The following is a 23,353-nucleotide window of genomic DNA, read 5'->3' on the forward strand; positions in this document are numbered from 1 at the left end:
CCGGAGCGCCTTCACCCGTCTGACCGTCGGCGCTAGCGCTGACCTGGCCGTCCTCGACGCCTCCTCCTACCTCCACATGGCCTACCGCCCTGGCGTACCCCTCATCACCCAAAGCTGGCTGGCCGGCCGACCACTACGCTCTGTGCCCGCCGTGAGCCCTTCAGTGCCGGGGTCTTCCAGTTGCTCATCAATGAGTAATGCGGGTTCTCCGTAGCGTGATGAAGTGCGTAACGAATGGTTCGTGGTTGGATCTTTTCGCTTCTTTTTCCGTTGACAGAGAGCGACTTGGGTTACGGTTTGCCACAAGGGGAGAGTCACACATCCGGGGGGCCGGCATGTTCAAACGTTTCGCGACCGCATTTTTCGTTCTCACTACTGCGGTCGCGATGGTGCTGGGCCACGCCGCCGCGCCCGCGCTGGCGGCCGAGGGTGATCCTGCGTCGTCCGTTGTGGCGACGTGGTCCTGCACCAGCAGCCCGTGCCCGTGGGGCCCGTCGGACACCAGCAACACGGCGGTCTGGCCGGCCGCGGCCGAGCCGGTCCGGGCCCGCTACGGCTATACCGTCTCCCACGACGTGTACGCCCCGGCGCCCAAGGTGGCGGGCTGGACAATCACCGTCACCTCCGGCAGTGCCACCGTGTACGCGGGCCCGGCCGACGACTCGCACTCGTCGCTGGCCGCGCTGTCGGCCGGCGACAGCTACACCCTGCCCAGCACGCTGAGCAGCAGCAGCATCGTCAGCGTGCAGGACGGTGGGTCGTTCGCGTACACGATCACCCCCGGCGCCCCAACTGACCCGCCGCCGGCCGCCGGTGACAGCTCGGTGCTGGCCACCTGGAGCTGCACCAGCAGCCCCTGCCCGTCGGGCCAGAGCTACACCAGCAACGCGGGCGTCTGGCCGGCCGCGGCCCAGCCGGTCCGGGCCCGCTACGGCTACACCGTCTCCGCCGACGTCTACGCTCCGGTGTCGAAGGTGGCGGGCTGGAAGATCACCGTCATCTCCGGCAGCGCCACGGTGTACGCGGGTCCGGCCGACGACTCGCACTCGTCGCTGGCCGCGCTGTCGGCCGGCGAGAGCTACACCGTGTCCAGCACGCTCAGCAACAGCAGCATCGTGAGCGTGCAGGACGATGGCGCGTTCCGGGTCAGCTTCACTCCGGGTGATCCGACCACGCCGCCGGCGTCCGGCTATGGTTCGGTGCCGGCCACCTGGAACTGCACCGGCACGCCCTGCCCGTCGGGTGCGAGCTACACCAGCAACGCGGCGGTCTGGCCCGCGACGGTCGAGCCCACCCGGGCCCGCTACGGCTACACCGTCTCCCACGACGTGTACGCCCCGGCGGCGAAGGTGGCCGGCTGGAAGATCACCATCACCTCCGGCAGCGCCGCCGTGTACGCGGGCCCGGTCGGGGACTCGCACTCGTCGCTGGCCGCGCTGTCGGCCGGCGACAGCTACACCGTGTCGAGCAGCCTGAGCAGCAGCAGCATCGTCAGCGTGCAGGCCGGCTCCGCGTTCGAGTACACGTTGACCCCGGGTGGGCCGGTCACGCCCCCGCCGGCCGGCGACGGCGAGGCGGCCCGGGTGACCTGGACCTGCACCAGCAGCCCGTGCCCGTGGGGTCCGTCGGACAGCGGGTACGCCGCCGTCTGGCCGGCCGAGACCGACCCCAGCCGGGCCCGCTACGGCTACACCGCCTCGCACGACGTCTACGCGCCGGCCCCGCAGGTGGCGAACTGGAAGATCACCGTCACCTCGGGCAGCGCCACCGTGTTCTCCGGCCCGGTCGGGGACTCGCACGCGTCGCTGGCCAACCTGTCGGCCGGCCAGAGCTATACCGTGCCGACCACTCTGAGCGGCAGCAGCATCGTCAGCGTGCAGAGCGGTTCGCCGTTCGAGTACGCCTTCGTGCCCGGCCCGCCGGTCCCGCCGACGCCGCCCGACTGTATCGACCCCACCACCTGCGACCCGGTCTCCTGGGTCAACGCCCGCTGGCGCTACGTCGGCACCGGCGAGAACCCCGGTGACTGGTACGGCGGCGTGATCACCTGGCCGGTCGGCACGGCGTACCAGGGCAACGGCCGCTCCGGCGACAACGCGCGCGACGTCTACTCGGTGTCGGGCGTTCCGCTCTACCCGTACATGGGTGCCTGGGCCGACGGGTGCATCGTCCGCGCGGTCACCGGCCGGGTCCTGATCGTCGAGTGGGAGCGCGGTACGGACGAGTGGCGGGAGACCCGCCTGAACCCCGGCCAGGTGCACACCATCTCGCTCAGCGGCTCCGAGGACGGTGCCATGATCGAGACGGACAACAACGTCGAGCCCTTCACGGTCTCGGTGAGCAACTGCACCCCGCGGCCGCTCTCGGAGTCGAACAACCGCCTCCCGGTGGCGAACGCCGGTGCGCCGCAGTCGGTCGTGGCTGGTTCGACCGTGACCCTGGACGGGTCCGGCACCGACGCCGACGGCGACGACCTCACCTACGCGTGGACCCAGACCGGTGGACCGGCGGTGACGCTGTCCAGTACGACGGCGGCGAAGCCGACCTTCACCGCCCCGTCCTCCGCGTCCACGCTGACCTTCAGCCTGGTGGTGCGGGACGGCAAGGCCAACAGCGCGGCGGCGACCACCACGGTGACCACCACGCCGGTCAACCAGGCGCCGGTGGCGAACGCCGGTACGGCGCAGACGGTCAACACGGGTACCACGGTGACACTGGACGGCTCCGGCAGCCGCGACGCCGACAACGACCCGCTGACCTACACCTGGACGCAGACCGGTGGGCCGGCGGTGACGCTGTCCAGCCGGACGGTGCAGAAGCCGACGTTCGCAGCCCCGGCCACACCGGCCACGCTGACCTTCAGCCTGGTCGTGCGGGACGGCAAGGTGGACAGCGCGGTGTCGACCACCACGGTCACCGTCACCGCTCCGAACCTGGCCCGGGGCAAGACCGCCACCCAGTCGAGCACCAGCGGTACCGCGGTGGCGGCCCGGGCGGTGGACGGCAACACCAACGGCGTGTTCTCGGGCGGCTCGGTGACCCAGACCAACCTCTCCACCCAACCGTGGTGGCAGGTCGACCTCGGTTCCGCGGCGGCCGTCTCCACAGTCACGGTGTGGAGCCGGACCGACTCGAACCGGATGGGCAGTGGCTCGGTGTTCATCTCCTCCACCGACATGACCGGCCGGTCGATGACCTCGCTGCAGGCCGACAACTCGGTGAAGAAGATGTCGTTCTCGGCGTTCTCGTCCACCACCAACAGCCTGACCCTGAACGCGGGCAACGCCACCGGCCGGTACGTGCGGGTGCAGCTGTCGAGCATCTTCACCATCCTGAACCTGGCCGAGCTGCAGGTCGGCGGCACCACCGGCGCCGTGAACCTGTCCACCAACCGGCCGGCCGCGCAGTCGTCGACCGACGTCGGCACCGCCGCCCGGGCCGTCGACGGGAACACCAACGGCGTCTTCGCCGCCGGGTCGGTGAGCCGGACGGCGTCCAGTTCGCAGCCGTGGTGGCAGGTCGACCTGCTGACCAATTCCCGGGTCAGCAACGTCACGGTGCACAACCGGACCGACGCCTCGGCCGACAAGCTGAACAACGCGGTGGTGTTCCTCTCCACCGCCAGCATGTCGGGCCGGACCTACGCCCAGCTGATGGCCGACTCCGCGGTGACCAAGCTGAACCTCGGGGCGACGCCCGGGGCGGTCACCAGTCTGCCGACCAACACCGTGGCCCGCTACGTCAAGGTGCAGTCGCCGGCCACCAGCGCCGGCGTGATCAGCCTGGCCGAGGTCACGGTGACAGGCACCCAACCCAACTGACGCACAACCAGGGATCCGTCTCGGCTCGTTCCCGATCAGGTAAGCCGGCCCACGCGCGCTCAATGCTGGTGCTGCAAGGTGTACAAGGTGTCGACGTTCAGGTACGCGCGGGCTCGGCGTTGCCAGTCGAAGAGGGACACCAACTGGTACGTCCGGCTGTCCGCGACGACGATGACCTGGTCGCTGTCGGTGGACCGGACAAGAGACCGGGCTCCGGACCAGAGGTCGGTGTGTGTGACGGCGAAGTCGACGTCGGCGGCCTGCGCGGCGCGTAGACGGTCGACGCTGTTCGCGATGGTGTCGTTCGTGTCCGGGCGGGTATCGAAGTTGTCCTCCGCGCCGGCGCGGCGAGCTACGGCGGGGGAGCCGAAGGTGTCGGCCCGCTCGATGCCGAGAAGCGCGGACGCTCCGTTGCTGTGCGCGCCGTCGGCCAGCAGGAGGTGGTAGCTGACGGCTCGGTCCGCGCTGCCGTTCAGGGCCGTCACTCGTTCGGCGTCGGCCTTGGACAGCTCCTGCAGCAGCACCACGACGACGTGATGAGGCATGGTTCGTTCCTCCCGAGATGGTTCGAGGTCGCCGTACCCGACGTCGAGCCAGCCCGAAGGGGGACGTCGGCGCGGCTGGTGGGATGTTGCGGCGGGTGCGAGCCGGCAGCCGCCGCAACATCCACTCGGTCCGGTTTCAACGAGACGATCCGCCAGACCTGCAACCACGCTAGAGCTCGTTCCGCCCTGCGATCCACCGCCGGATCCGCTACCGCCCGGATCGTCAAGAAGTCTCAACGAAGGCGTCAAGGAATCGCACAGACCGCACCGTGCCGCCTCGCGAGGATCGATGTCCTCGGCACCGGTTCAGTTGCTCCGAACGGACGGAATAGGAGAGGGTGGGTGCTGGAGCGCCGGGAAGTCTGGTCGGCACGCCGGCACTCGTCCCGGGTGCCGGCGGTCTGGTGACGACCCGGGAGGTTCCGTGCCGATCAGTGGTGCATGCCGTGAGTCTGCGTCGAGGTCCCGGTGGGGCGTACCGTGGAGGCATGCACGGAGAGCAGATGGCCGAGGAGTACCCGGTGGTCGGGCTGGACGACGATGCCCTGACGGCGGTGGAGCTGCTGGCGTCGAGGCGGCTGCCCGGGCTGATCGTGACGGGCAAGGACGGTGCTCCCTACGCCGTCCTGCCGGCATCGCAGGTGGTCAAGTTCCTGGTGCCGACCTACGTGCAGGACGATCCGGCGCTGGCCCGGGTGATCGAGGAGTCGCTGGCCGACCAGGTCGCGGACAAGCTGTCCGGCGTCACGGTGCGGAAGTTGCTGCCGGACGAGCCGACCGAGGTGCCGGTGGTCAACCACGACGACACGATCCTGGAGATCGCGGCGATCATGGCCCGGATGCGGTGCCCGCTCGTCGCGGTGACGAAGGAGCGGCAGATCCTGGGAGCCGTCACCGCGTCCCGGCTGCTCGAGCTCGCGACGACGCCGCACTGACGCGTCACGGTTCGTCGTACGCCGTTGCGGCGGTCGACGGGAGCCGCGGATGACGATCATCGCGGTCGTCGTGTTCGTGATCGCGTACGTGCTGATCGCGACCGAGTGGACCCACAAGCTGCTCGCCGCGCTCGGTGGCGCCGCGGTGCTGCTGGCCCTGGGGGTGACGGACGCCGAGCACGCGTTCTACTCCCACGAGACCGGCATCGACTGGGACGTCATCTTCCTGCTGTTCGGCATGATGGTGATCGTCGGCATCATCCGACGTACGGGCGTCTTCGAGTACATCGCGATCTGGGCCGCCAAACGGGCCAAGGGCTCGCCGCTGCGGGTGATGATCCTGCTGACGCTCATCACCGCGGTCGCCTCGGCGCTTCTGGACAACGTGACCACCGTGCTGCTGATCGCACCGGTCACCTTGCTGGTGTGCGACCGGCTCGGCATCAACCCGATCCCGTTCCTGATAGCCGAGGTGCTGGCCTCGAACATCGGCGGTGCCGCGACGCTGATCGGTGATCCGCCGAACATCATCATCGCCAGTCGCTCCGGCCTGACCTTCAACGACTTCCTGATCCACATGGCGCCGCTGGTCGTGATCGAGCTGATCGTGTTCACGCTCGTCGTGCCGTGGTTGTTCAAGGGCTCCTTCGACGTCGATCCGGAGCGCGTCGACGGCGTGATGCAGCTCAACGAACGCGAGGCGATCGAGAACCCACGGCTGCTGATGAAGTGCGGCGCGGTGTTGCTGCTGGTGTTCGCGGGCTTCATCGGGCGCGCCGTCGTCGACATCGAGCCGTCGGTGGTCGCGCTCCTGGGCGCCGGGCTGCTCGTGCTCATCTCCAAGGTGGAGACCCGGCACTACATGGCGAGCGTCGAGTGGCAGACGCTGCTGTTCTTCGCGGGGCTGTTCATCATGGTCGGTGCGTTGGTGAAGACCGGCGTGATCGGGAACCTGGCCGAGCAGATCGCCAGGGTGACGGAGGGCCGGGCGCTGCTCGCGGTCATGCTGATTCTGGTGGTGTCGGCCGTGCTGTCCGGCATCGTGGACAACATCCCGTACGTCGCGACGATGAGCCCGGTCGTGCTCGAACTCACCAAGGGCATCCCGGACCCGGTCCAAGCCGAGGCGTTGTGGTGGGCCCTGGCGATCGGCTCGGACTTCGGCGGCAACGCGACCGCGGTCGGGGCGAGCGCCAACGTCGTCGTGATCGGCCTGGCGCTTCGGGCCGGTCATCCGATCTCGTTCTGGGAGTTCACCCGCAAGGGCGTGGTGATGACCGCGATCACGATCATCGTCGCGGCGCCGTACCTCTGGCTGAGGTACTTCGTCCTGTCCTGACCGCGCGGCAGTCCCCGAGCCCCGTTCCGGATCAGCGGGGCCGTTCTCGGTCACTTTGCTTCTGAAGTGTGGAGCAAGCCTTGAGAATCCGTGACGATCGCGCAGATCCCGGGCGAACGAGCGCTCGCTGTGGGCAACTGGGGGTACCAGGTGCCGCCAGGTGATGACCGGCAGACGGAGCATCACCTGAGCAGTTGAGCCACTCACGGAGGTAGGGATGCCTTCAGATCAAGGCGATGTGCCGACCGGTCTCTCCCGGCGGTCGTTGCTCCGTGGCGGTCTCGCGGCCGCTGCCGGACTGGCCGCGGCCTCGGCCTCGTCAGCATGCAACGCGATGTCCGCGGGCCTCGCCGGCAGTGAGGTCGCGCCCGGAACGGTCACGTACTGGAACCTGTTCGGGGGAGGGGACGGCGCCCGGATGCAGACGATGCAGGACCGCTACCGCTCCAGCCCCGGCTCGCCCGACCTGCAGGCGGCCACATTCACGTGGGGGAATCCTTACTACACGAAGGTTTCGCTCGCGACGATCGGCGGCGTCCCGCCGGATGTCGCCGTCTCCCACCTGACGCGGTCGACGAACCTGGCGCGGGCCGGACTGCTGAGTGAGATCACCGACGACATGCTCGGACTGGTCGGGCTCGAGGCCGGCGACTTCGTCGAGAAGGCGTGGCGTGAGCAGGAGGTCGACGGCAGGAGTTACGCCGTTCCGTTCGACACACACCCGTTCGTCCTCTACTACAACGCCGATGTCTGCGACCGCGCCGGCCTGCTCGAGTCCGACGGCAGTCTCCAGCCGATCGCGGGGACCGAGCAATGGGAGGCGGCGTTGACGGCCGCCAAGGAGGTCACCGGTGCGTACGGCGCCACCGTCCCGACCATCGCGGATCCGGCGACCAGTTGGCGCTGGTTCCAGACGCTCTACCAACAGCACGACGGCGCGACGCCATGGCTCGGCGACGGCGGCCGGGAGCTGACCTACGACCTCGACGTCACGCTCGACGCTCTCGCCTACATCCAGTCCCTCACCGAACGCGGGCTGATGCCGACGAACACCGACTACGCCGGGGCCCAGACGCTGATGTTCACGGGCCAGTCAGGCTTCTACCTGCAGGGCGAGTGGGAGATCGCCACGGCACAGAGCATCCCCGGTCTCGAGTTCGGCATGGTCCCGATCCCGACCCTGTTCGATCGGCCGGCGCAGCAGGGCGATTCCCACACGTTCGTGCTTCCGGCCCGGGAACGGACCGAGGTGCAGGTGGAGCGGGCGATGGGGTTCGTCAGGTCGATGCTCGACCAGAGCCTGACCTGGGCCAGAGGCGGTCACATCCCCGCCTACCGGCCGGCCTTGGACAGCCCGGAGTACAGGGCGCTGGAGCCGCAGTCCAACTACGCCGCCGCCGCGGACACCGTCGTCTACGACGCGCCGGCCTGGTACTCCGGCTCGGGGTCGAACTTCGAGAACATCGTCGGCGCCCAGGTCGGCCTGGTGCAGCAAGGCCTGGCCACCCCGCAGTCGGCGGTCGAGGCCGCCCGCTCGCAGCTGCTCACGTACGCCGCCACACCGAGCCCGCTATGAGGCCGGACCACGCGCCCACGCGCGCCGAATCCGAGGATCGACGATGACCACCACAACGGCTCCTCCCGCGACGACCGCCGTACGCGATCGGACCCGACGACGTTCCACCGCCGCCAGGGCGGGGTGGCTGTTCATCACTCCGTTCGCGGTCTTCTACCTGCTGTTCCTGGTCTGGCCGGTCATCTACATGTTCGTGACGAGCCTCTTCAACACGAGCCTGGTCAAGGAGGGGTTCGGCGCCTTCGCCGGCTGGGCGAACTACCGGGAGATGCTCAGCAAACCCGAGTTCTGGTCCTCGCTGTGGCACACCGTCCAGTTCACGCTGTACACCGTGCCGCCGCTGGTCGTCCTGGCCTTCGTCTTCGCCGTTCTGGTGAACCGGGTCGGCCGGGCGGAGTGGTTGTTCCGGTTGGCGTTCTTCGTGCCGTTCATCCTGCCGTCGGCGGCGATCGCCCTCATCTGGACGTTCATCTACACGCCGTCGACCGGGTTGTGGAACTCGTTCCAGCGGCTGCTGGGCGTCGAGAACCCGTCACCCGTCCTGGGTACGCCGGATCTCGCGATGATCGGCATCGCCGTCACCACGGTGTGGTGGACGATCGGCTTCAACTTCATCCTGTACCTGGCCGGGCTGCAGGACATCCCGCGCGAACTGTACGAGGCGGCCGCGGTCGACGGCGCCAGTGAGTGGCAGCAGATCCGCTCGATCACGATCCCGATGCTGAGCCGGACGACCACGCTCGTGGTGCTGCTCCAGATCATCGCGAGTCTCAAGATCTTCGACCAGGTGTACCTGATGACGGCCGGCGGTCCGGGGATCTCGACCCAGGTCCTGCTGGGCCTGGTCACGACGACCGCGTTCACCGACTACCGGGTCGGTGCCGCGTCCGCCGCGTCGGTCCTGCTCTTCCTGATCATCCTGGTCATCACCCTGATTCGCCCGCTGATCGATCGCTTCCAGCGGCGGGAGGAGGCCTGACATGGCAACGGACACGCGGACAGGCACCAGGCAGCGCGACGGAGTCTCGGCGGCCGCGCCACCCGCCGCGACCCGCGAGTCGGGTCCGCGGTCGTCGAGCACCACGTTCGCCGTTGCGGCCTGGGTCGTGCTGATCGTCTTCTCCGTCCTGTGGTTCATCCCCAGCCTCTGGGCGGTCAAGACGTCGTTCACCGCCAACTCGACCTCGGCGGTGGGGGCGGGTCCGATCCTGCGGGACTGGAACCTGACCACGGACTCCTACGCAACGCTGCTCAGCGGAGGCAACCTCTGGAACTGGTACCTCGCCAGCACAGTGACCTCGGTGGTGACGGTCGTCCTGACCGTGTGGCTGGCGTCCATGGCCGCCTACGCGCTGTCCCGGCTGAGGTTCCGCGGCCGCCGGCTGGTGTTCCTGCTGATGATCGTCGGCATCATGATCCCGCCCCAGGTCCTGATCGTGCCGATCTTCCGCGAGCTGAACGCGTTCGGCCTGCTGAACACCTACTGGGCGGTGATCCTGCCTCAGGTGCCGGCGGTGATCGCGGTGTTCGTCTTCAAGCAGTTCTTCGACGGCCTGCCCCGGGACTTCGAGGAGTCCGCGCAGATCGACGGGGCCGGATTCTGGACGATCTACCGCGCGATCATCATGCCGATGTCCAGGCCGGTGATCGCGGCGATGTCGATCATCACCTTCGTCGGCGTCTGGAACAACCTCATCCTGCCGCTGTTCGTGCTGTCCAATCCCAGCCTGATGACGATTCCCGTCGGGCTGGCGACCGTCCAGGGTTCGTACGGGCAGCAACTGTCGGACATCCAGGCGTCGTCGATCCTCGGCGCTCTTCCGCTGGTGATCCTGTTCCTGATCTTCCAGCGGCGCATCGTCGAGGGCGTCGCCGGCAGCGGCCTGAAGGGGTGAGGTCCGTGCAGGGTGACGCACGCGTTGACCGCATGAGCTCGCCGTACGGAGCTCATGCGGCCGGGGCGACCTTCGGTCAGCGGTGGGGGTAGTGGGGGTAGCGGTAGCCGGGAGCCCAGTGGGGCGGGTAGCCGTAGTAGCCGTAGATGCCTTCGTAGAAGTCTCGTTCGGGTAGTTCCTCGAGCTCGGGGTCGTACGCCGGGGCGGCGGCGATGCGCCCGCGTTCCTGGTCGACGACGATCTTGTCGTCGTCCACGCGAGCCACGGCGTCGACCGGGATCAGGACCTTCTTCTCACCGATCCCGAGGAATCCACCGGAGCCCAGTTGGAGGAAGCGGACCTTCTGCTCGTCGGAGTCGATGAAGAGGTCGTCGACCTCACCGAGCTCGTCTCCGTTGGAGTCGACAGCCACACGGCCACGGACGTCCGCGTCGCTGCCCGCCACCGTCAGGTCGGTGTCCTTCAGCCTGACCAGTCCTGCTCGGTCGCTGTCCGCCATGATTCTCCCTTCGGTCTGCTTCGTGTCCGTCTACGTCCTCCTGGGTAACCGGCCGGCGCGCGATCCACACGCGAAGTGCGTGATCGACAGGTGATCGTCACATTGGTCAAGGGATCGAACAGGACGCAACGAGTCGTTGCCCCGCGCCCCGCTGGGATGAGGCGAGCCTTGCGAACGTGTGATGTCCGGGGTCGCTGCACCGGCCGCCCTTGCCCGGACCCGCTCGGTCGGGCCTACGGTCCAAAGGCAGGGGATCCGCGACGGATCGCCCGTGACGACGACGGAGGCGAGCGCGATGATGCGACGATCCGGACTGGTGGTCGGACTGACGGCCCTGGCGATGACGGCGACCGCCTGTGGCGGCACGGACGACGTGGGCGGGCCGGTGGGTGACGGCCCCAGCGGCGGCAGCTTCTCGGTGTACGTCTGCGAGCCGGAGCACCTGATACCGCAGAACACCAACGAGACCTGTGGCGCCGAGGTGCTGGGCGCGCTGTTCACGCCGCTCGTCAATTTCACCGCCGACAAGAGTGAGCTGACGTACGACGGTGCGGTCGCGGAATCGATCGAGTCCGAGGACCAGAAGGTCTGGACCGTCAAGCTCAAGCCCGGCTACACGTTCCACAACGGGGAACCGGTCGACGCGCAGTCCTACACACGTGCCTGGAGCGCCGGCGCCTACGGACCGAATGCCTACGGCAACAACTACTTCTTCCAGAACATCGAGGGGTACGACGCGCTGAACCCGAAGGACCCCGACGGGGACGGGCCGCAGAAGCCGCCGGCGCCGGCCACCAAGGATCTGAGTGGACTCGAGGTGGTGGACGAGCTCACCCTCGAAGTCACCCTGAAGGCACCGTTCAGCCAGTTCCCGCTGACCGTGGGCTACACGGCGTTCTACCCCTTGCCCGAGTCCTACGAAGCCGATCCTGAGGCCTACGAGCAGGCACCGATAGGCAACGGACCCTTCAAGATGAAGGGCAGCTGGGTGCACGACCAGCGGATCGAGGTCGTCCGCTACGAGGAGTACCCGGGTGACAAGGCCAAGGCCGACGCGGTGACGTTCCGGATCTACTCGAACGTGAACACCGCGTACAACGACGTACTCGCGGGCAATCTCGACATCATGGACTCGCTGCCGCCGGAGCGCCTGGCCGAGGCGAAGGCACAGTTCGGTGACCGGTTCATCGAACGTCCGAGTTCGAGCTTCACCTACATCGGGTTCCCGTTGTACGACCCGAGGTTCGACGACCCGCGGCTGCGCCGGGCGTTGTCGATGGCGATCGACCGGCAGGCGATCATCGACGCGATCTTCAACGGCGCCTTCCAGCCGGCCAAGTCGCTGGTGTCCCCGGTGGTCACCGGATCGCGTCCCGATCCCTGCGGTGAGGCCTGCACGTACAACCCCGAGCGGGCCAAGGAGCTCTTCCAGGAGGCCGGTGGCTACCAGGGTGCGCTGACGTTGTGGTTCAACAGCGGGGCCGGGCACGAGAAGTGGATGGAGGCGGTGTCCAACCAGTTGCGCACGAACCTGGGGATCACCGACATCACGTTCAAGGCGCTGGAGTTCGCCGAGTACCTGAGCCTGCTGGACGCCGAGGAGATCACCGGTCCGTTCCGGCTCGGCTGGGTGATGGACTACCCGAGCCCGCAGAACTACCTGGAGCCGATCTACTCCACCACCGGTTCGTCGAACAACTTCGGCTACACGAACCCGGAGGTCGACGAGTTGATTGCCGAAGGCAACGCCGCGGACAGTGTCGAGGACGGCATCGACGCCTACCACCAGGCCGAGGACAGGATTCTCGAGGACCTGCCGAACATCCCGATGTGGTTCGGGAAGGTCCAGGCCGGTCACTCGGCGGACGTCGGCAACGTCGTGATCGACGCGTTCACCAGGGTCCGCCTCGAGGACGTCACGGTGACCGGCGGATAGTCAGGCCGCGGCTTGCCAACCAGACGATGACGGGACGGAGGACTCGTGGGCGGCTACGTGATCCGGCGGATCCTGCAGATCCTGCCGGTGGTGATCGGGGCGACGTTCCTGATCTTCGCGCTCGTCTTCGCCATTCCCGGCGACCCGATCAGGGCACTGGCGGGGGACCGGCCGATGTCGCCGTCGACGGTGGCGGCGCTCCGGGACGAGTACAACCTGGACGACCCGCTGGTCGTGCAGTACGTGAAGTACATGGGCGACCTGGTCCAGGGCGACTTCGGTCAGGACTACAACGGCCGCGACGTCACCTCGATCATGGCCCAGCGGTTCCCGGTCACGATCACACTGGCCCTCGTCGCCCTGACGTTCGAGATCGTCATCGGACTGCTGGCCGGGATCGTGGCCGCCCTGCGCCGGCGGTCCTTCCTGGACACGCTGGTGCTGATGACGACGACGGCGATCGTCTCCATCCCGACCTTCGTGCTCGGGTTCACGCTGCAGCTCGTCGTCGGGGTCCAGTTGGGCTGGTTCCCGGTCGCGGGGCTGTCGCAGGGGCTCCAGAGCTATCTGCTGCCGGGATTCGTCCTGGGCGCGCTGTCGCTGGCGTACGTCGCCCGGCTGACGCGGACCAGCCTGGTCGAGAATCTCCGCTCCGACTACATCCGGACGGCGACCGCGAAAGGACTGAGCCGCCCGCGGGTCGTCGGCCGGCACGCGTTGCGCAACTCGATGATTCCGGTGGTCACGTACCTGGGTGTCGACCTGGGCGCTCTGATGGGTGGGGCGATCGTGACCGAGGGCATCTTCAACCTGCCGGGCATCGGCCAGCAGGTGTTCCTGTCGGTCCGCGCCCAGGAGGGACCGGTCGTCGTCGGCATCGTCACGGCACTCGTGCTGGTGTTCATTCTGGCGAACCTGGTCGTGGATCTGCTGTACGGCGTACTCGACCCACGGATCCGCTATGACTGACAAAGTTTCGACGCAGGTGACAGCCGAGTCCGAAGAGCCGTCCGGCTGGCAGGCGAGCCTGTGGTCCGACGCCTGGCGCGAACTCCGGCACGACGCGATCTTCGTCGTCGCGGCGGCGGTGGTGCTGCTGTTCGTCACCATGGCGGCCTTCCCGCGGCTGTTCACCGGAGCCGATCCGCGTAGCTGTGACCTGTCCCGGTCACTGGCCGGCCCCAGCTCGGAGCACTGGTTCGGGTTCGACCTGCTCGGATGTGACTACTACGCCCGGGTCGTCTACGGCGCGCGGGCCTCGATCACCATCGGCATCACGGTGACGGTGGCCGCCCTGGCCATCGCGGTGCTCCTCGGCAGCCTGGCGGGGTACTACGGCGGGGTCCTGGACGCGGTCATCGCGCGCTTCACCGACATCGTCTTCGGGCTGCCGTTCATCCTCGGCGCGATCGTCGTCCTGACGGTCTTCGAGACCCGCGGTCTGCCCCAGGTGTCGTTCGTGCTCGCCATCCTGGGGTGGACCACGATGACCAGGCTGGTCAGGTCGTCGGTCCTGAGCGCTCGCGACAACGACTACGTCCTCGCGGCGAAGGCACTCGGCGCGGGTGACCTGCGGATTCTGTGGCGGCACATCCTGCCGAACGCGATGGCACCGGTGATCGTCTACGCCACGATCTACGTCGGCATCGTGATCGCGGCCGAGGCCACGCTGTCGTTCCTCGGCGTCGGCCTCCAACTGCCCGCGATCTCGTGGGGGCTGATGATCAGCGACGCCCAGTTCCGGATCGCGGCCGCTCCACACCTGCTGTTGTTCCCCGGACTGTTCCTCAGTCTGACGGTGCTCAGTTTCATCCTGATGGGCGACGCCCTGCGGGACGCCCTCGACCCGAAGCTCAGATGAGGAGGCACCCGTGACCGGCACCGTGGACAACCTGCGGTTGGTCGACACCGCGCAGGTGGGCGAGGCCGAGTTCGATCAGGCCCGTCCGCTCCTGCAGGTGCACGATCTGGCGGTGGAGTTCCGCTCCCACAACGGGGTCGTGCGCGCTGTCGACGGAATCAGCTACACCCTGAGCTCCGGCGAGACACTCGCGATCCTCGGTGAGTCAGGGTCGGGCAAGAGTGTCGGTGCGCAGGCGGTGATGGGACTGATCGACAGTCCACCGGGTTTCGTGACGCGCGGCAGCATCACGTTCCGCGGTGTGGAGTTGCTGCGGTTGTCCGGCAGCCAGTACCAGCAGGTGCGGGGCCGCCGGATCGCAATGGTCTTCCAGGACGCACTGAGCGCGCTGAACCCGGTCTTCACCGTCGGGGACCAGATCGCCGAGATGTACCGGATCCACCAGCAGCTCTCGCGTGCGCAGGCGCGGGTACGGGCGATCGACATGATGGACCGGGTGCACATACCGTCCGCCGCGCAGCGCTACGCCGACTATCCGCACCAGTTCTCCGGCGGCATGCGACAGCGGATCATGATCGCGATGGCGCTGGCGCTCGACCCCGACGTACTGATCGCCGACGAGCCGACGACCGCGCTCGACGTCACCGTGCAGGCGCAGATCATGGAGCTGCTCGCGGAGCTGCAACGAGCGAACGGGATGGGGCTGATCCTGATCACCCACGACCTGGGCGTCGTCGCGGAGGTCGCCGACCGGGTCGCGGTAATGTACGCCGGCCGGGTCGTCGAGACGGCGTCGGTCGGGGACCTCTACGCGCGTCCCGCCCATCCGTACACCGAGGGTCTGATCGCGTCCATCCCGGCGATCGGCCGCCGGCACCGCGAGCTGCGGCCGATCGAGGGTTCGCCACCCAACCTGGCCCGCATCCCGGCGGGGTGCTCGTTCCACCCGCGATGTCCGCGGGCGCGCGAGCGCTGCGCGATCGACGACCCGCCGCTGTACGACGTCGTGGCGGCGGGCGACCGCGGGTCGGCATGCCACTTCTGGCCGGAGGTGCTCGGCGATGCCTGAGACACCGATCCTGCAGGTGCGGAACGTCGTCAAGCACTTCCCCATCCGCCGGGGTGTGTTCCGGCGTGCGGTCGGGCGTGTCCGCGCCGTCGACGACGTGAGCTTCGACCTCCGCCCGGGCGAGACCCTCGGCGTGGTCGGCGAGTCGGGGTGCGGGAAGTCCACCCTGGCCCGGTTGCTCCTGCGACTCGAGGAAGCGACGTCCGGCGAGGTGCTGTTCGAGGGCGAGGACATCTACCGCATGCGTGGGAAGCGACTGCGGGGCCTGCGCCGCGAGATCCAGATCGTCATGCAGGACCCGTACACGTCGCTGAACCCGCGGATGACGGTGGGCGACATCGTGTCCGAGCCGTTCGCGATCCATCCGGAGGCGGCGCCGCGCGGTTCGGTGCGCCGCCGGGTCCAGGAGTTGCTGGAGCTGGTAGGACTCGATCCGGAGCACCTGAATCGGTACCCACACCAGTTCTCGGGCGGACAACGGCAGCGGATCGGGATCGCGCGGGGTCTGGCGCTGCGGCCCAAGGTCGTGGTGTGCGACGAACCGGTGTCGGCGCTCGACGTGTCGGTCCAGGCGCAGGTGGTGAACCTGCTGGCGCGGTTGCAGCAGGAGCTCGGCTTGTCGTACGTCTTCATCGCCCACGACCTCGCGGTCGTGCAGAGCATCAGCGACCGGGTGGCGGTGATGTACCTCGGCAAGATCGTCGAGCTCGGCGACGAGGCGGAGATCTACGGTGAACCGGCTCATCCGTACACCCAGGCCCTGCTGTCCGCGGTGCCACTGCCCGATCCCACGCAACGGGGCGTGTCACGCCGGATCCTGCTCGAGGGCGACGTACCGAGTCCGGCGAGTCCACCGAGTGGCTGCCGGTTCAGGACTCGCTGCTGGAAGGCCGAGGAGCGCTGCGCGCTCGAGGTGCCGGCGCTCGAGCCCCGGGCGGCGACTCATCCCGACGCGTGCCACTTCTCCGAGGTACGCGAGGTGCTGACCTGACGGAGGCCGCGGAACGCCTCAGCGAGGGGCGAACGACGCGTAGTCGGCCCGGCCGACGGGGCGATTGACCAGTTGACCGGTAGCCGTCGGCGCGGCGAGGTCCATCCCGTCGTGCCGGAGCCGGACCGCGGTGTGCCGGCCCGAGCCATCGGTCAGCGTGTAGACGAGCTGCGCCACGCCGAGGACCTGCTCGGTACCTTCGAGCGCTTTGAACTCGCCGGGAACGTCGACGACGGCAACGGTGCCTTCGGTACGGACGCTCCCGGCGCCGCCGGTGGAGGGCAGGGCGGAGCGCAGGCCGGCCTCCTGCTCCGGATCGGTCGGACCCGCGAGGAGCGCGGCAAGCTGGTCCTGGAGGGTGCGACCGTTCCGGCGGACGGCCGTCAACCGATCCGCGCGCAGCAGGTAGATCACGCCGTTCGACAGTGCGGCCTCGGTCTGCCCGCCGGACGACGGCGTGGCCGAGACCGGGGGAGACCCGATGCCGTCGACGGGCTGGGGATGCTCCTGGGGACGTACGCCGCAGGCCACCAGGCTCGCGGACAGGCCGACCGCCACACACAGCTGACCGAGCTTCATGGCGAGGTCCCGGTCAGCTCGACCACGAACCTGGCCCCGCCGCCCGGCCGGTCCTCGACCCACACCCGCCCGTGATGCAGGCGGACGTGGCGGGCGACGATGGCCAGCCCCAGTCCGGCACCGTCCGTGGGTTCGCCGGTGGCACGGGCGAACCGTTCGAAGATCCGTTCCCGGCGGTCGTCGGGGACACCCGGCCCGGCGTCGTCGACGAAGATCCGTACTCCCGCGGCGTACGGCTCGACCGCCACCCGGACCAGGCCGCCGCCATGGATCTCCGCGTTGTGCACCAGGTTGGCGATCACCTGCACGATGCGGCGCCGGTCGACCTCGAGCTCGACCTGCTCGGCCCCGGGCGAGACGAAGGTGACCGTGCGCCCGGCCGCGCGGTCGGCGGCCCGGGAAACCAGCTCGCCGATCCTGGTCGGCTCGGGGACGAGGTTGTCCGTCCGGTCCTCCGCCCGTGACATCTCCAGCAGGTCCTTGACCATGTGCTGGAACCGGTGCAGATCGACGGTGAGCAGATCCAGGGGCTCATGGGCACCGGCCGGCATCTGGTCGCGGTGGTCGGCGAGGAGTTCGAGGGAGTTGAGCATCGTCGTCACCGGTGTCCTCAACTCGTGGGCGACGTCCGCGGTGAAGCGCGCGTCGGCTTCGAGGCGACGTTGGAGGGCCGACGCCGTCTCGTTGAACGAGCGGGCCAGGTCGGCGAGGTCGGGATCCCCGCCGCTGTCCAGCCTGGCCGACCGGTCGCCGCGCGCGATCGCTCCCGCGACCCGGTTGAACGCGGTCAACGGTGCGAGTGCCTGGCGGGCCGCCGTACGGCCGAGACCGGCGCCGAGCAAGGTGGTCACCACCGCACCGGCCGGCAGGGCCACGCTCATCGCCCGCAGGGCCTGGTCCAGCTCGGTCAGGGGGAACAACTCGAAGTACGCACCGCCGTCCATGGGCTCGCCGACGGCGAGAACGGGCTCACCGTCGACGATCAGCCGTTGCGTGGCAGCCGTGCCGCCGCGCACCAGGTCGATCAGCTCGGCCGGAAGCCGGTCGGGCGATGACACCAGGGCCGTGCTGTACCAACGGCCGGACCGGAACAGCAGGATCGTCGTGGAGGCGTCGTGCGGCAGGTCGCCGAGGATCTCGGGGACCTGTTCGGGCCGGTTCTGCAGGCTGCGTTCCAAACCGACGACATTGACCTGCGCCTGCCGGACGGCGGTGGTCTCCCGCTGTGCGGTCAGGTAGTTGGAGACGACCAACCAGACCAGGATGCTGAGCAACGCGGACAGGCCGAGAGCGAGCAGGGCGAAGCTCGACGTGATCCTTCCGCGCAGCCCCAGCCGCGACCACCGGCGACGAGATCCGCGCTTCACAGTGGCCGGCTCAGTCGACCAGCCGATAGCCCATACCCCGGACCGTGACGAGGTGCCGGGACTGGTCGTCGTCGCCTTCGATCTTGGCTCTGAGCCTGCTGATGTGCACGTCCACGATGCGGCTGTCCCCGAAGTAGTCGTAGCCCCAGACCTTCTCCAGCAGCTGCTCCCGGCTGCACAGGCTGTGGCCGGCCTGCGCCAGCTCGGCGAGCAGCCGGAACTCGGTCCGGGTGAGGTTGACCGGCCGGCCGGCGCGGGTCACTTCCGCGGTGCCGAGGTCGATGACGAGCTCACCGACCTCGTAGCGGTCGTCGGTGCTGGGCTTCGGCTGACTCCGGCGGAGCAGGGCGCGGATGCGTGCGGCCAGCTCCTTGGCGATCAGCGGCTTGGTGATGTAGTCGTCCGCCCCGGCCTCGAGCCCGGCGACGACGTCGTGGCTGTCGTCGCGTGCGGTCACCATGATGATCGGGACGTCACTGTGCTTGCGAATCGCCCGGCACACGGCGAAGCCGTCGTCGTCCGGCAGCATGATGTCCAGGAGGACCACGTCGTACCCCCGCGTCGCGGACATGGCCTCGAGAGCGTCCTGGGCCGTGGAGGCCTCGGTGACCGCGTAGCCCTCGCGCTCGAGCGCGAGGGTCAGCACCCGCCGGACCCGCGCGTCGTCCTCGACCAGCAGTAGGTGACGGTTCACATCAGCCAGTATCCCGGATCGTCCCTCGGACGCCACGCTCGCGCGCTGGTTCATCGCAGCCTCCTCGAAGCGTCAGCACGAGTTGCGTCGAGCATCGCCGACGCCACCGACGGTAAAGGCTGTCCCGGCACCGCTCCAGGCGGCCGGGCGGGAAGTCGTTGCAACGTCACACGTTCGCAAGTCACCCGCGAGGGTTCCGTCGCACTCGTCGACGACCGGCGGCACAGACTGGTGAGAAGGAGGCTGAAACGTGAATTCACGCCTGATCGACGGCGCCCGGTACGCGTTCGTTTGGAAGCTCGCCTCGATGTGCCTCGGTGCCATCGGCGTCGGCGCTGCTGTGGTGTTCGTACCACCGGCGACGGTGCTGATGATCTTCCTGGTCGTGGCGGGCGTCGTCGGATCCGTTCACCTGAGCGTCGCGCTCGGCGTCGAGACGCTGAGCAGAACCCTGGCGGCCGAAGTGGTCAAATGGGCCGTCCGAGCCGGCCTGGCCACCCTCGCGGTCTGTGGGTACGTCGCGTCCGTCGGCCTCTCCGCGTTCGTGCTCGTTCTCCTGGTCGCGGCGGCTTCGCCCCCGGCGGTCCGCCGCCTGAGTCAGCAGGGATTCCTCGGCGGGGCAAGCCCCGCGACGGACGTGACAACGCTGTCGGACGAGGAACTGTGCCGCCTGTGGCAGCGCAGCTTCTCGGCCGTGCGCGACGGTCAGGAGGGAGCGCGGTTGCAGTCCGCGATCGAGGAACGACAGCGGTGTCTCGACGAGCTCGAACGCCGGAGGCCGGAGGCGTTCGCCCGCTGGCTGGACGCGATGCCCGTGGCCGCGGGAGATCCGAGCCGCTACTACCTCGCCGCTGCCGAGCCGGACCCACCCGAACGAGACTGAGCGTCGCGAGAGGAACAGTCATGGTCGATCCGTCGCCCTTCCGGCACCACCAGCCGGTGCAGGCAGCGCTGCTGTGGGTCTCCGGCGGGTTCATTGCCCTCGGCATCTTCGGGTTCGTTCCAGGGATCACCACCAGTGCCACCTCACCGGAGTTCGCGGGTGCTGACTCGGAGGCGTACCTGTTCGGCATCTTCCACGTTTCCGTCGTGCACAACGTCGTACACCTGGCGACCGGACTGGCCGGTCTGATCGCCCTTGGCAAGCCACGCAGCGCGCGGACGTTCCTGGCCGTCGCCGGCGTGGCGTACGGCGTCCTGGCCATCTACGGGTGGTTGCTCGAACGAAGTTCCGCGCCCAACGTGCTACCGGTGAACGACGCCGGGGACTGGCTGCACTTCGGGATGGCCTTCGTCATGATCGCCCTCGCCATCGGGGCGCCCGGCCTGTCCCACACCGAACGCCGGGGACAGCGCACCCTGACGTAGACGCCGCGCTGTCGCGACGGTACGGTGAATGTGGTGTGCCGGGAAGGCTGGTCGGCGATGTATCCGACCATCGCCGCCTGGAGGCAACGATGCGCACCGGCGACCCCTTCGGACCATCCGCGGTTTCACTTGCCGCCGTGCACTACGGAGCGCCGGTGCTCGACGCGCGCGGTGCACCGGTAGGACGGGTTGTCGACGTCGGATCCGGAAACATCCCTGCGCAATCCTTCGCGGGTGGCGAGCCGCCCGATCCGTGGCCTGCTGACGAAGCGCTGCAGGGACTCGGTTTCGTCAGGGTGACCCGCTACGGTCCCGCCGGGCACGACCTCGTCATCTCGGCGGACCGAATCGCGTACGTCGCGGATGACCACCTGCGGCTCTCCGAGATCTTCGACGACGCGGTGCGCGGCGCCGAGCCGGACTGAGGCCACCATGCGCAGCTACCGTGCTCTGTGGACGAGTCTGGCCGCTGCGGTGGTTTCGGTGGGAGTCATCCTCGCCATCGCGACAGCCTCGGTGCTGACCGTGGTCCTCGTGTTCGCGATCATGGCTCTGATGCTCGGCACGCTGTCGGCGAACCTGCAGCTGCTCGACCACGAGGGACAGGCACACGGCTCGATCTCGCTGATGGCAGTCATCCGCCACGGTTACCTGGCAGGTATCGCCGTCGTGGCCTTCTACGGCCTCGCCACGGCGATCGGTATTGTCGTGGTCCCGTTGACCGTTCTCGTGGCCGGCACGTCTCCGCTCGTGGTGTCCTGGTGGCGACGTCGTAGCTCTCCGCCGAGATCGAACGCAACGACCGAGCACGGCCAGGGCGCTGGTGCGGTGCGTGCTGCCCGTTGCTCCGGACGGCCGAGTTGTGACCTGGATGCGATGACTCCTGCGGAGCTGTGCCTGGCCTGGCGGCGGAGCTATGTCGAGCTCCAGCACACACGCACTGCGGAGGCGATGGCCGGCGTCGCCGAGGTTCGTCGCGAGCTCCTCGACGAGCTCGAGCGGCGCAACCCGTCGGGCTTCGACCAGTGGCTGGCCTCCGGAGCGCGAGCACCGAGCGATCCAGCCCGCTACCTGCTCAAGCCCACCGAACAACGACGACGGTGAGTCGGGTGACGGTGTCACCCGATCGTCAAGAAGGTGTTCGACCGATCTCAAAGCTGAACCCCCAGGGTGGAGTACTCGGAGTGGCCATCGACTGGAGGAGTGGTGTCCGGGTGCAGCGGCGAGTTCAGACCGGCACGGTGCCGTTGGCGGTGGTGGCGACGTACTACCGTCGAGATCTGCGGATCCCTCCCGGATCGGCCCGCTCGCGCCGTACTCCCGTCGCTGGTCGCCGGCACGAAGTTCGGATCGCGGTCGCTGAGTCGCCCGACGATGCCCTGCGATCGGGGGCGGTGGACGTCACGGTCGTCGAGCTCTCGCCCTACGCTGCGTACCTGGAGCCGGTGACCGGGATGGGCGTGCTGGTGTGCCCGACGGCTGAGGCGTACGCCGCTGGTCTCCGCGAGCGGAACCCCTGGACCACTGGGCCGGACGGCCGGTGGCCGGAGATCGGCTTCACCGTCCAGGAAGCTGATCAGCTGCGGGTCCTGGAACGCCTGGCTGACGCGGGCTGGACGCTTCTCGAGACCGACGGTGACTCGGCGCAGGTCGCCGGATACACCCTCGACGGCCGACGGGCAGCCTGCTTGTACGCGGAGCGAAGCACGTACGAGCAACTGGTCCTCGAGGACCTCCATCGCGCCTTCGCGGCCCTCCAAGCCGCCGCGGCCCTCCGACCCGGCAGCCGATGACCGACGTGTCCTCCCGGTCCATCATCTCGCCGACGCCGATGGCGTCCAGCATCGTTCCGGACGGTGCCGCGGATGCGTGGTTGCACTCGGTGCTCGCCGTCGGCATGCTCATCGGCGCGGTGCTCGCACCCAGCACCCGGCGACAGAGCCGTCGAGACCTGCCGGCCGACCCTCCCTGAGAGAAGTCCGGCCGTCAAGCACCAAGGTGCGCATGGTGCGGTACCCGGGCTGTCAGCGTGTGCGGAGCATGGAGTAGTCGTCCGCGGTCAGTGGTTCGGTGGTCAGGGCGCCGTCGGCGAGGAGGGTTTCGGCCGGAGCGCCGTTGCGCTGGAAGGTCACCTGATCGATCGACGGCAGGGCGGTGAGCGAGAGCACGATCTGGGCGACGGCGAGGACGTTCTCGGTGGCCGATCGTCCTTCGACCTCGCCTGAGAGCTCGAGCACGACCCGGGTTCCCTGGATCTCGACGACGGTCAACTGGAGTCCTTCCGGCAGAGCCGAGGTGAGGCCGTCGGCCTGCTCGCGGTCGTTGGGTCCGGCCTGCAGGGCTTGGACGACCGTGGCCAGCCGGTCGCTCGGCGCCGTACTCGGTGCTTCGCGCAACTGGCCGACCACACGATCGTCGCGGACGAAGTTGACCTGGACGGCAGGCTTTCCGGGAACGGCTGTGGCCGGTACTGCCGGCTGGCGGGGGCTGCTGAGCTCCGTCGGCACGACTCCGGGATCGATGGGTGCCGGTGTCGATTGCATGGGTACGCCGCATCCGGCCAAGAGGAGCGCGGTGGCGATGGACCAGAGCGTCCGTACCAAGAGTCGTGCCTCGCATTCGATGCCGCGTACGACGTACCGGTTCGCCGAGGCGAGCCGGTCGACCGGGTCAGCGCCGGGCGAGGGCGCCGACTTGGTGGGATGCCGGCGACGGTCGCCCCTCAACGGCCGTCGCCGCATCCACTCGGCCTGGGTTCCACAGGACGATCCGCCAGACCTGTCAACGACGCTAGAACACCGCACGACCGGCGTTCCAGCTCAGGGCAGGCCGGTGAACGGAACGTCAACAAGTCTCAACAGCCGCGTCAAAGAAGCTC

At 68.6% G+C, this 23,353-nt stretch carries 23 protein-coding genes; 17 read left to right on the top strand and 6 right to left on the bottom strand.

Annotated elements, in window-relative coordinates; translation table 11 throughout:
- Nucleotides 1-335 precede the first annotated feature (335 nt).
- A complete protein-coding gene (locus tag ACQPYZ_RS16720) occupies nt 336-3,821 on the top strand; it encodes a PKD domain-containing protein (RefSeq protein ID WP_433169159.1) in 3,486 nt (1,161 codons plus the stop codon).
- A 59-nt stretch (nt 3,822-3,880) separates the two neighbouring features.
- On the opposite strand, the gene ACQPYZ_RS16725 is transcribed toward ACQPYZ_RS16720, so the two are convergent.
- Nucleotides 3,881-4,366 (bottom strand): hypothetical protein, encoded by a 486-nt coding sequence (locus tag ACQPYZ_RS16725; RefSeq protein WP_433169161.1) that lies wholly within the window; start codon nt 4,364-4,366, stop codon nt 3,881-3,883.
- A 488-nt stretch (nt 4,367-4,854) separates the two neighbouring features.
- Between ACQPYZ_RS16725 and ACQPYZ_RS16730 the strand changes: the two genes are divergently transcribed.
- The 5 genes from ACQPYZ_RS16730 to ACQPYZ_RS16750 all read left to right on the top strand — a co-directional run bounded on the left by ACQPYZ_RS16730 (nt 4,855) and on the right by ACQPYZ_RS16750 (nt 10,111).
- Nucleotides 4,855-5,301 carry a CBS domain-containing protein gene (locus ACQPYZ_RS16730; protein WP_433169163.1) on the top strand — a complete coding sequence of 149 codons (447 nt, stop codon included), beginning with the start codon at nt 4,855-4,857 and terminating at the stop codon, nt 5,299-5,301.
- Nucleotides 5,302-5,350: 49 nt separating this feature from the next.
- Entirely contained in the window at nt 5,351-6,640 is a 1,290-nt protein-coding gene (locus tag ACQPYZ_RS16735; protein ID WP_433169165.1) for an SLC13 family permease, read from the top strand.
- Between the two features lie 217 nt (nt 6,641-6,857).
- Nucleotides 6,858-8,216, top strand: a complete 1,359-nt coding sequence (locus tag ACQPYZ_RS16740; RefSeq protein ID WP_433169167.1) for an extracellular solute-binding protein — start codon at nt 6,858-6,860, stop codon at nt 8,214-8,216.
- Between the two features lie 43 nt (nt 8,217-8,259).
- Nucleotides 8,260-9,195: a carbohydrate ABC transporter permease gene (locus ACQPYZ_RS16745; RefSeq protein WP_433169169.1), complete on the top strand. Its 936-nt coding sequence runs from the start codon at nt 8,260-8,262 to the stop codon at nt 9,193-9,195.
- 1 nt (nt 9,196) lies between these two features.
- Nucleotides 9,197-10,111: a carbohydrate ABC transporter permease gene (locus ACQPYZ_RS16750; RefSeq protein ID WP_433169171.1), complete on the top strand. Its 915-nt coding sequence runs from the start codon at nt 9,197-9,199 to the stop codon at nt 10,109-10,111.
- Between the two features lie 76 nt (nt 10,112-10,187).
- Here the strand turns inward: ACQPYZ_RS16750 and ACQPYZ_RS16755 are convergent, their stop codons facing one another.
- Nucleotides 10,188-10,610 (bottom strand): PRC-barrel domain-containing protein, encoded by a 423-nt coding sequence (locus ACQPYZ_RS16755; protein ID WP_433169173.1) that lies wholly within the window; start codon nt 10,608-10,610, stop codon nt 10,188-10,190.
- 271 nt (nt 10,611-10,881) lie between these two features.
- On the opposite strand from ACQPYZ_RS16755, the gene ACQPYZ_RS16760 reads away from it, so the two are divergent.
- From ACQPYZ_RS16760 to ACQPYZ_RS16780, 5 genes are read left to right on the top strand one after another with little or no spacing between them, the layout of a single operon-like run.
- The gene (locus tag ACQPYZ_RS16760; RefSeq protein WP_433169175.1) at nt 10,882-12,546 is read left to right on the top strand and encodes a peptide ABC transporter substrate-binding protein; all 1,665 of its coding nucleotides are present in this window, start codon (nt 10,882-10,884) and stop codon (nt 12,544-12,546) included.
- A gap of 45 nt (nt 12,547-12,591) precedes the next feature.
- On the top strand, nt 12,592-13,515 hold the full coding sequence (locus tag ACQPYZ_RS16765) for an ABC transporter permease (protein WP_433169177.1): 924 nt from the start codon (nt 12,592-12,594) through the stop codon (nt 13,513-13,515).
- Nucleotides 13,508-14,407: an ABC transporter permease gene (locus ACQPYZ_RS16770; protein WP_433169179.1), complete on the top strand. Its 900-nt coding sequence runs from the start codon at nt 13,508-13,510 to the stop codon at nt 14,405-14,407. The genes ACQPYZ_RS16765 and ACQPYZ_RS16770 overlap by 8 nt, the downstream gene beginning before the upstream one ends.
- Before the next feature lie 55 nt (nt 14,408-14,462).
- Nucleotides 14,463-15,476 carry an ABC transporter ATP-binding protein gene (locus ACQPYZ_RS16775; RefSeq protein WP_433169705.1) on the top strand — a complete coding sequence of 338 codons (1,014 nt, stop codon included), beginning with the start codon at nt 14,463-14,465 and terminating at the stop codon, nt 15,474-15,476.
- Nucleotides 15,469-16,467, top strand: a complete 999-nt coding sequence (locus ACQPYZ_RS16780; protein WP_433169180.1) for an ABC transporter ATP-binding protein — start codon at nt 15,469-15,471, stop codon at nt 16,465-16,467. The genes ACQPYZ_RS16775 and ACQPYZ_RS16780 overlap by 8 nt, the downstream gene beginning before the upstream one ends.
- Nucleotides 16,468-16,485: 18 nt before the next feature.
- Here ACQPYZ_RS16780 and ACQPYZ_RS16785 read toward each other — a convergent pair whose 3' ends face one another.
- The 3 genes from ACQPYZ_RS16785 to ACQPYZ_RS16795 are packed head-to-tail and all read right to left on the bottom strand — an operon-like array spanning nt 16,486 to nt 19,161.
- A complete protein-coding gene (locus ACQPYZ_RS16785) occupies nt 16,486-17,046 on the bottom strand; it encodes a GerMN domain-containing protein (protein ID WP_433169182.1) in 561 nt (186 codons plus the stop codon).
- Nucleotides 17,043-18,413, bottom strand: coding sequence for a HAMP domain-containing sensor histidine kinase (locus tag ACQPYZ_RS16790; protein WP_433169183.1), 1,371 nt, complete (start codon nt 18,411-18,413; stop codon nt 17,043-17,045). Before ACQPYZ_RS16790 ends, ACQPYZ_RS16785 begins: the two co-directional genes overlap by 4 nt.
- Nucleotides 18,414-18,423: 10 nt before the next feature.
- Nucleotides 18,424-19,161, bottom strand: coding sequence for a response regulator (locus tag ACQPYZ_RS16795; RefSeq protein WP_433169184.1), 738 nt, complete (start codon nt 19,159-19,161; stop codon nt 18,424-18,426).
- A 196-nt stretch (nt 19,162-19,357) separates the two neighbouring features.
- On the opposite strand from ACQPYZ_RS16795, the gene ACQPYZ_RS16800 reads away from it, so the two are divergent.
- From ACQPYZ_RS16800 to ACQPYZ_RS16825, 6 genes are all read left to right on the top strand, one after another.
- Entirely contained in the window at nt 19,358-19,990 is a 633-nt protein-coding gene (locus ACQPYZ_RS16800) for a hypothetical protein (protein WP_433169186.1), read from the top strand.
- 20 nt (nt 19,991-20,010) lie between these two features.
- Nucleotides 20,011-20,475 carry a DUF4383 domain-containing protein gene (locus ACQPYZ_RS16805; protein ID WP_433169188.1) on the top strand — a complete coding sequence of 155 codons (465 nt, stop codon included), beginning with the start codon at nt 20,011-20,013 and terminating at the stop codon, nt 20,473-20,475.
- Nucleotides 20,476-20,564: 89 nt separating this feature from the next.
- On the top strand, nt 20,565-20,900 hold the full coding sequence (locus ACQPYZ_RS16810; protein WP_433169189.1) for a hypothetical protein: 336 nt from the start codon (nt 20,565-20,567) through the stop codon (nt 20,898-20,900).
- 7 nt (nt 20,901-20,907) lie between these two features.
- Complete coding sequence (locus ACQPYZ_RS16815) at nt 20,908-21,579, top strand: hypothetical protein (protein WP_433169191.1); 672 nt, start codon at nt 20,908-20,910, stop codon at nt 21,577-21,579.
- Nucleotides 21,580-21,689: 110 nt separating this feature from the next.
- Nucleotides 21,690-22,268, top strand: a complete 579-nt coding sequence (locus ACQPYZ_RS16820) for a hypothetical protein (protein WP_433169193.1) — start codon at nt 21,690-21,692, stop codon at nt 22,266-22,268.
- On the top strand, nt 22,265-22,447 hold the full coding sequence (locus ACQPYZ_RS16825) for a hypothetical protein (protein ID WP_433169195.1): 183 nt from the start codon (nt 22,265-22,267) through the stop codon (nt 22,445-22,447). Before ACQPYZ_RS16820 ends, ACQPYZ_RS16825 begins: the two co-directional genes overlap by 4 nt.
- Before the next feature lie 52 nt (nt 22,448-22,499).
- Here ACQPYZ_RS16825 and ACQPYZ_RS16830 read toward each other — a convergent pair whose 3' ends face one another.
- The gene (locus ACQPYZ_RS16830; protein WP_433169197.1) at nt 22,500-23,018 is read right to left on the bottom strand and encodes a GerMN domain-containing protein; all 519 of its coding nucleotides are present in this window, start codon (nt 23,016-23,018) and stop codon (nt 22,500-22,502) included.
- Nucleotides 23,019-23,353: the final 335 nt, after the last annotated feature.

The organism is Kribbella sp. CA-247076, from assembly GCF_050942445.1.
Classification (GTDB): Bacteria; Actinomycetota; Actinomycetes; order Propionibacteriales; family Kribbellaceae; genus Kribbella.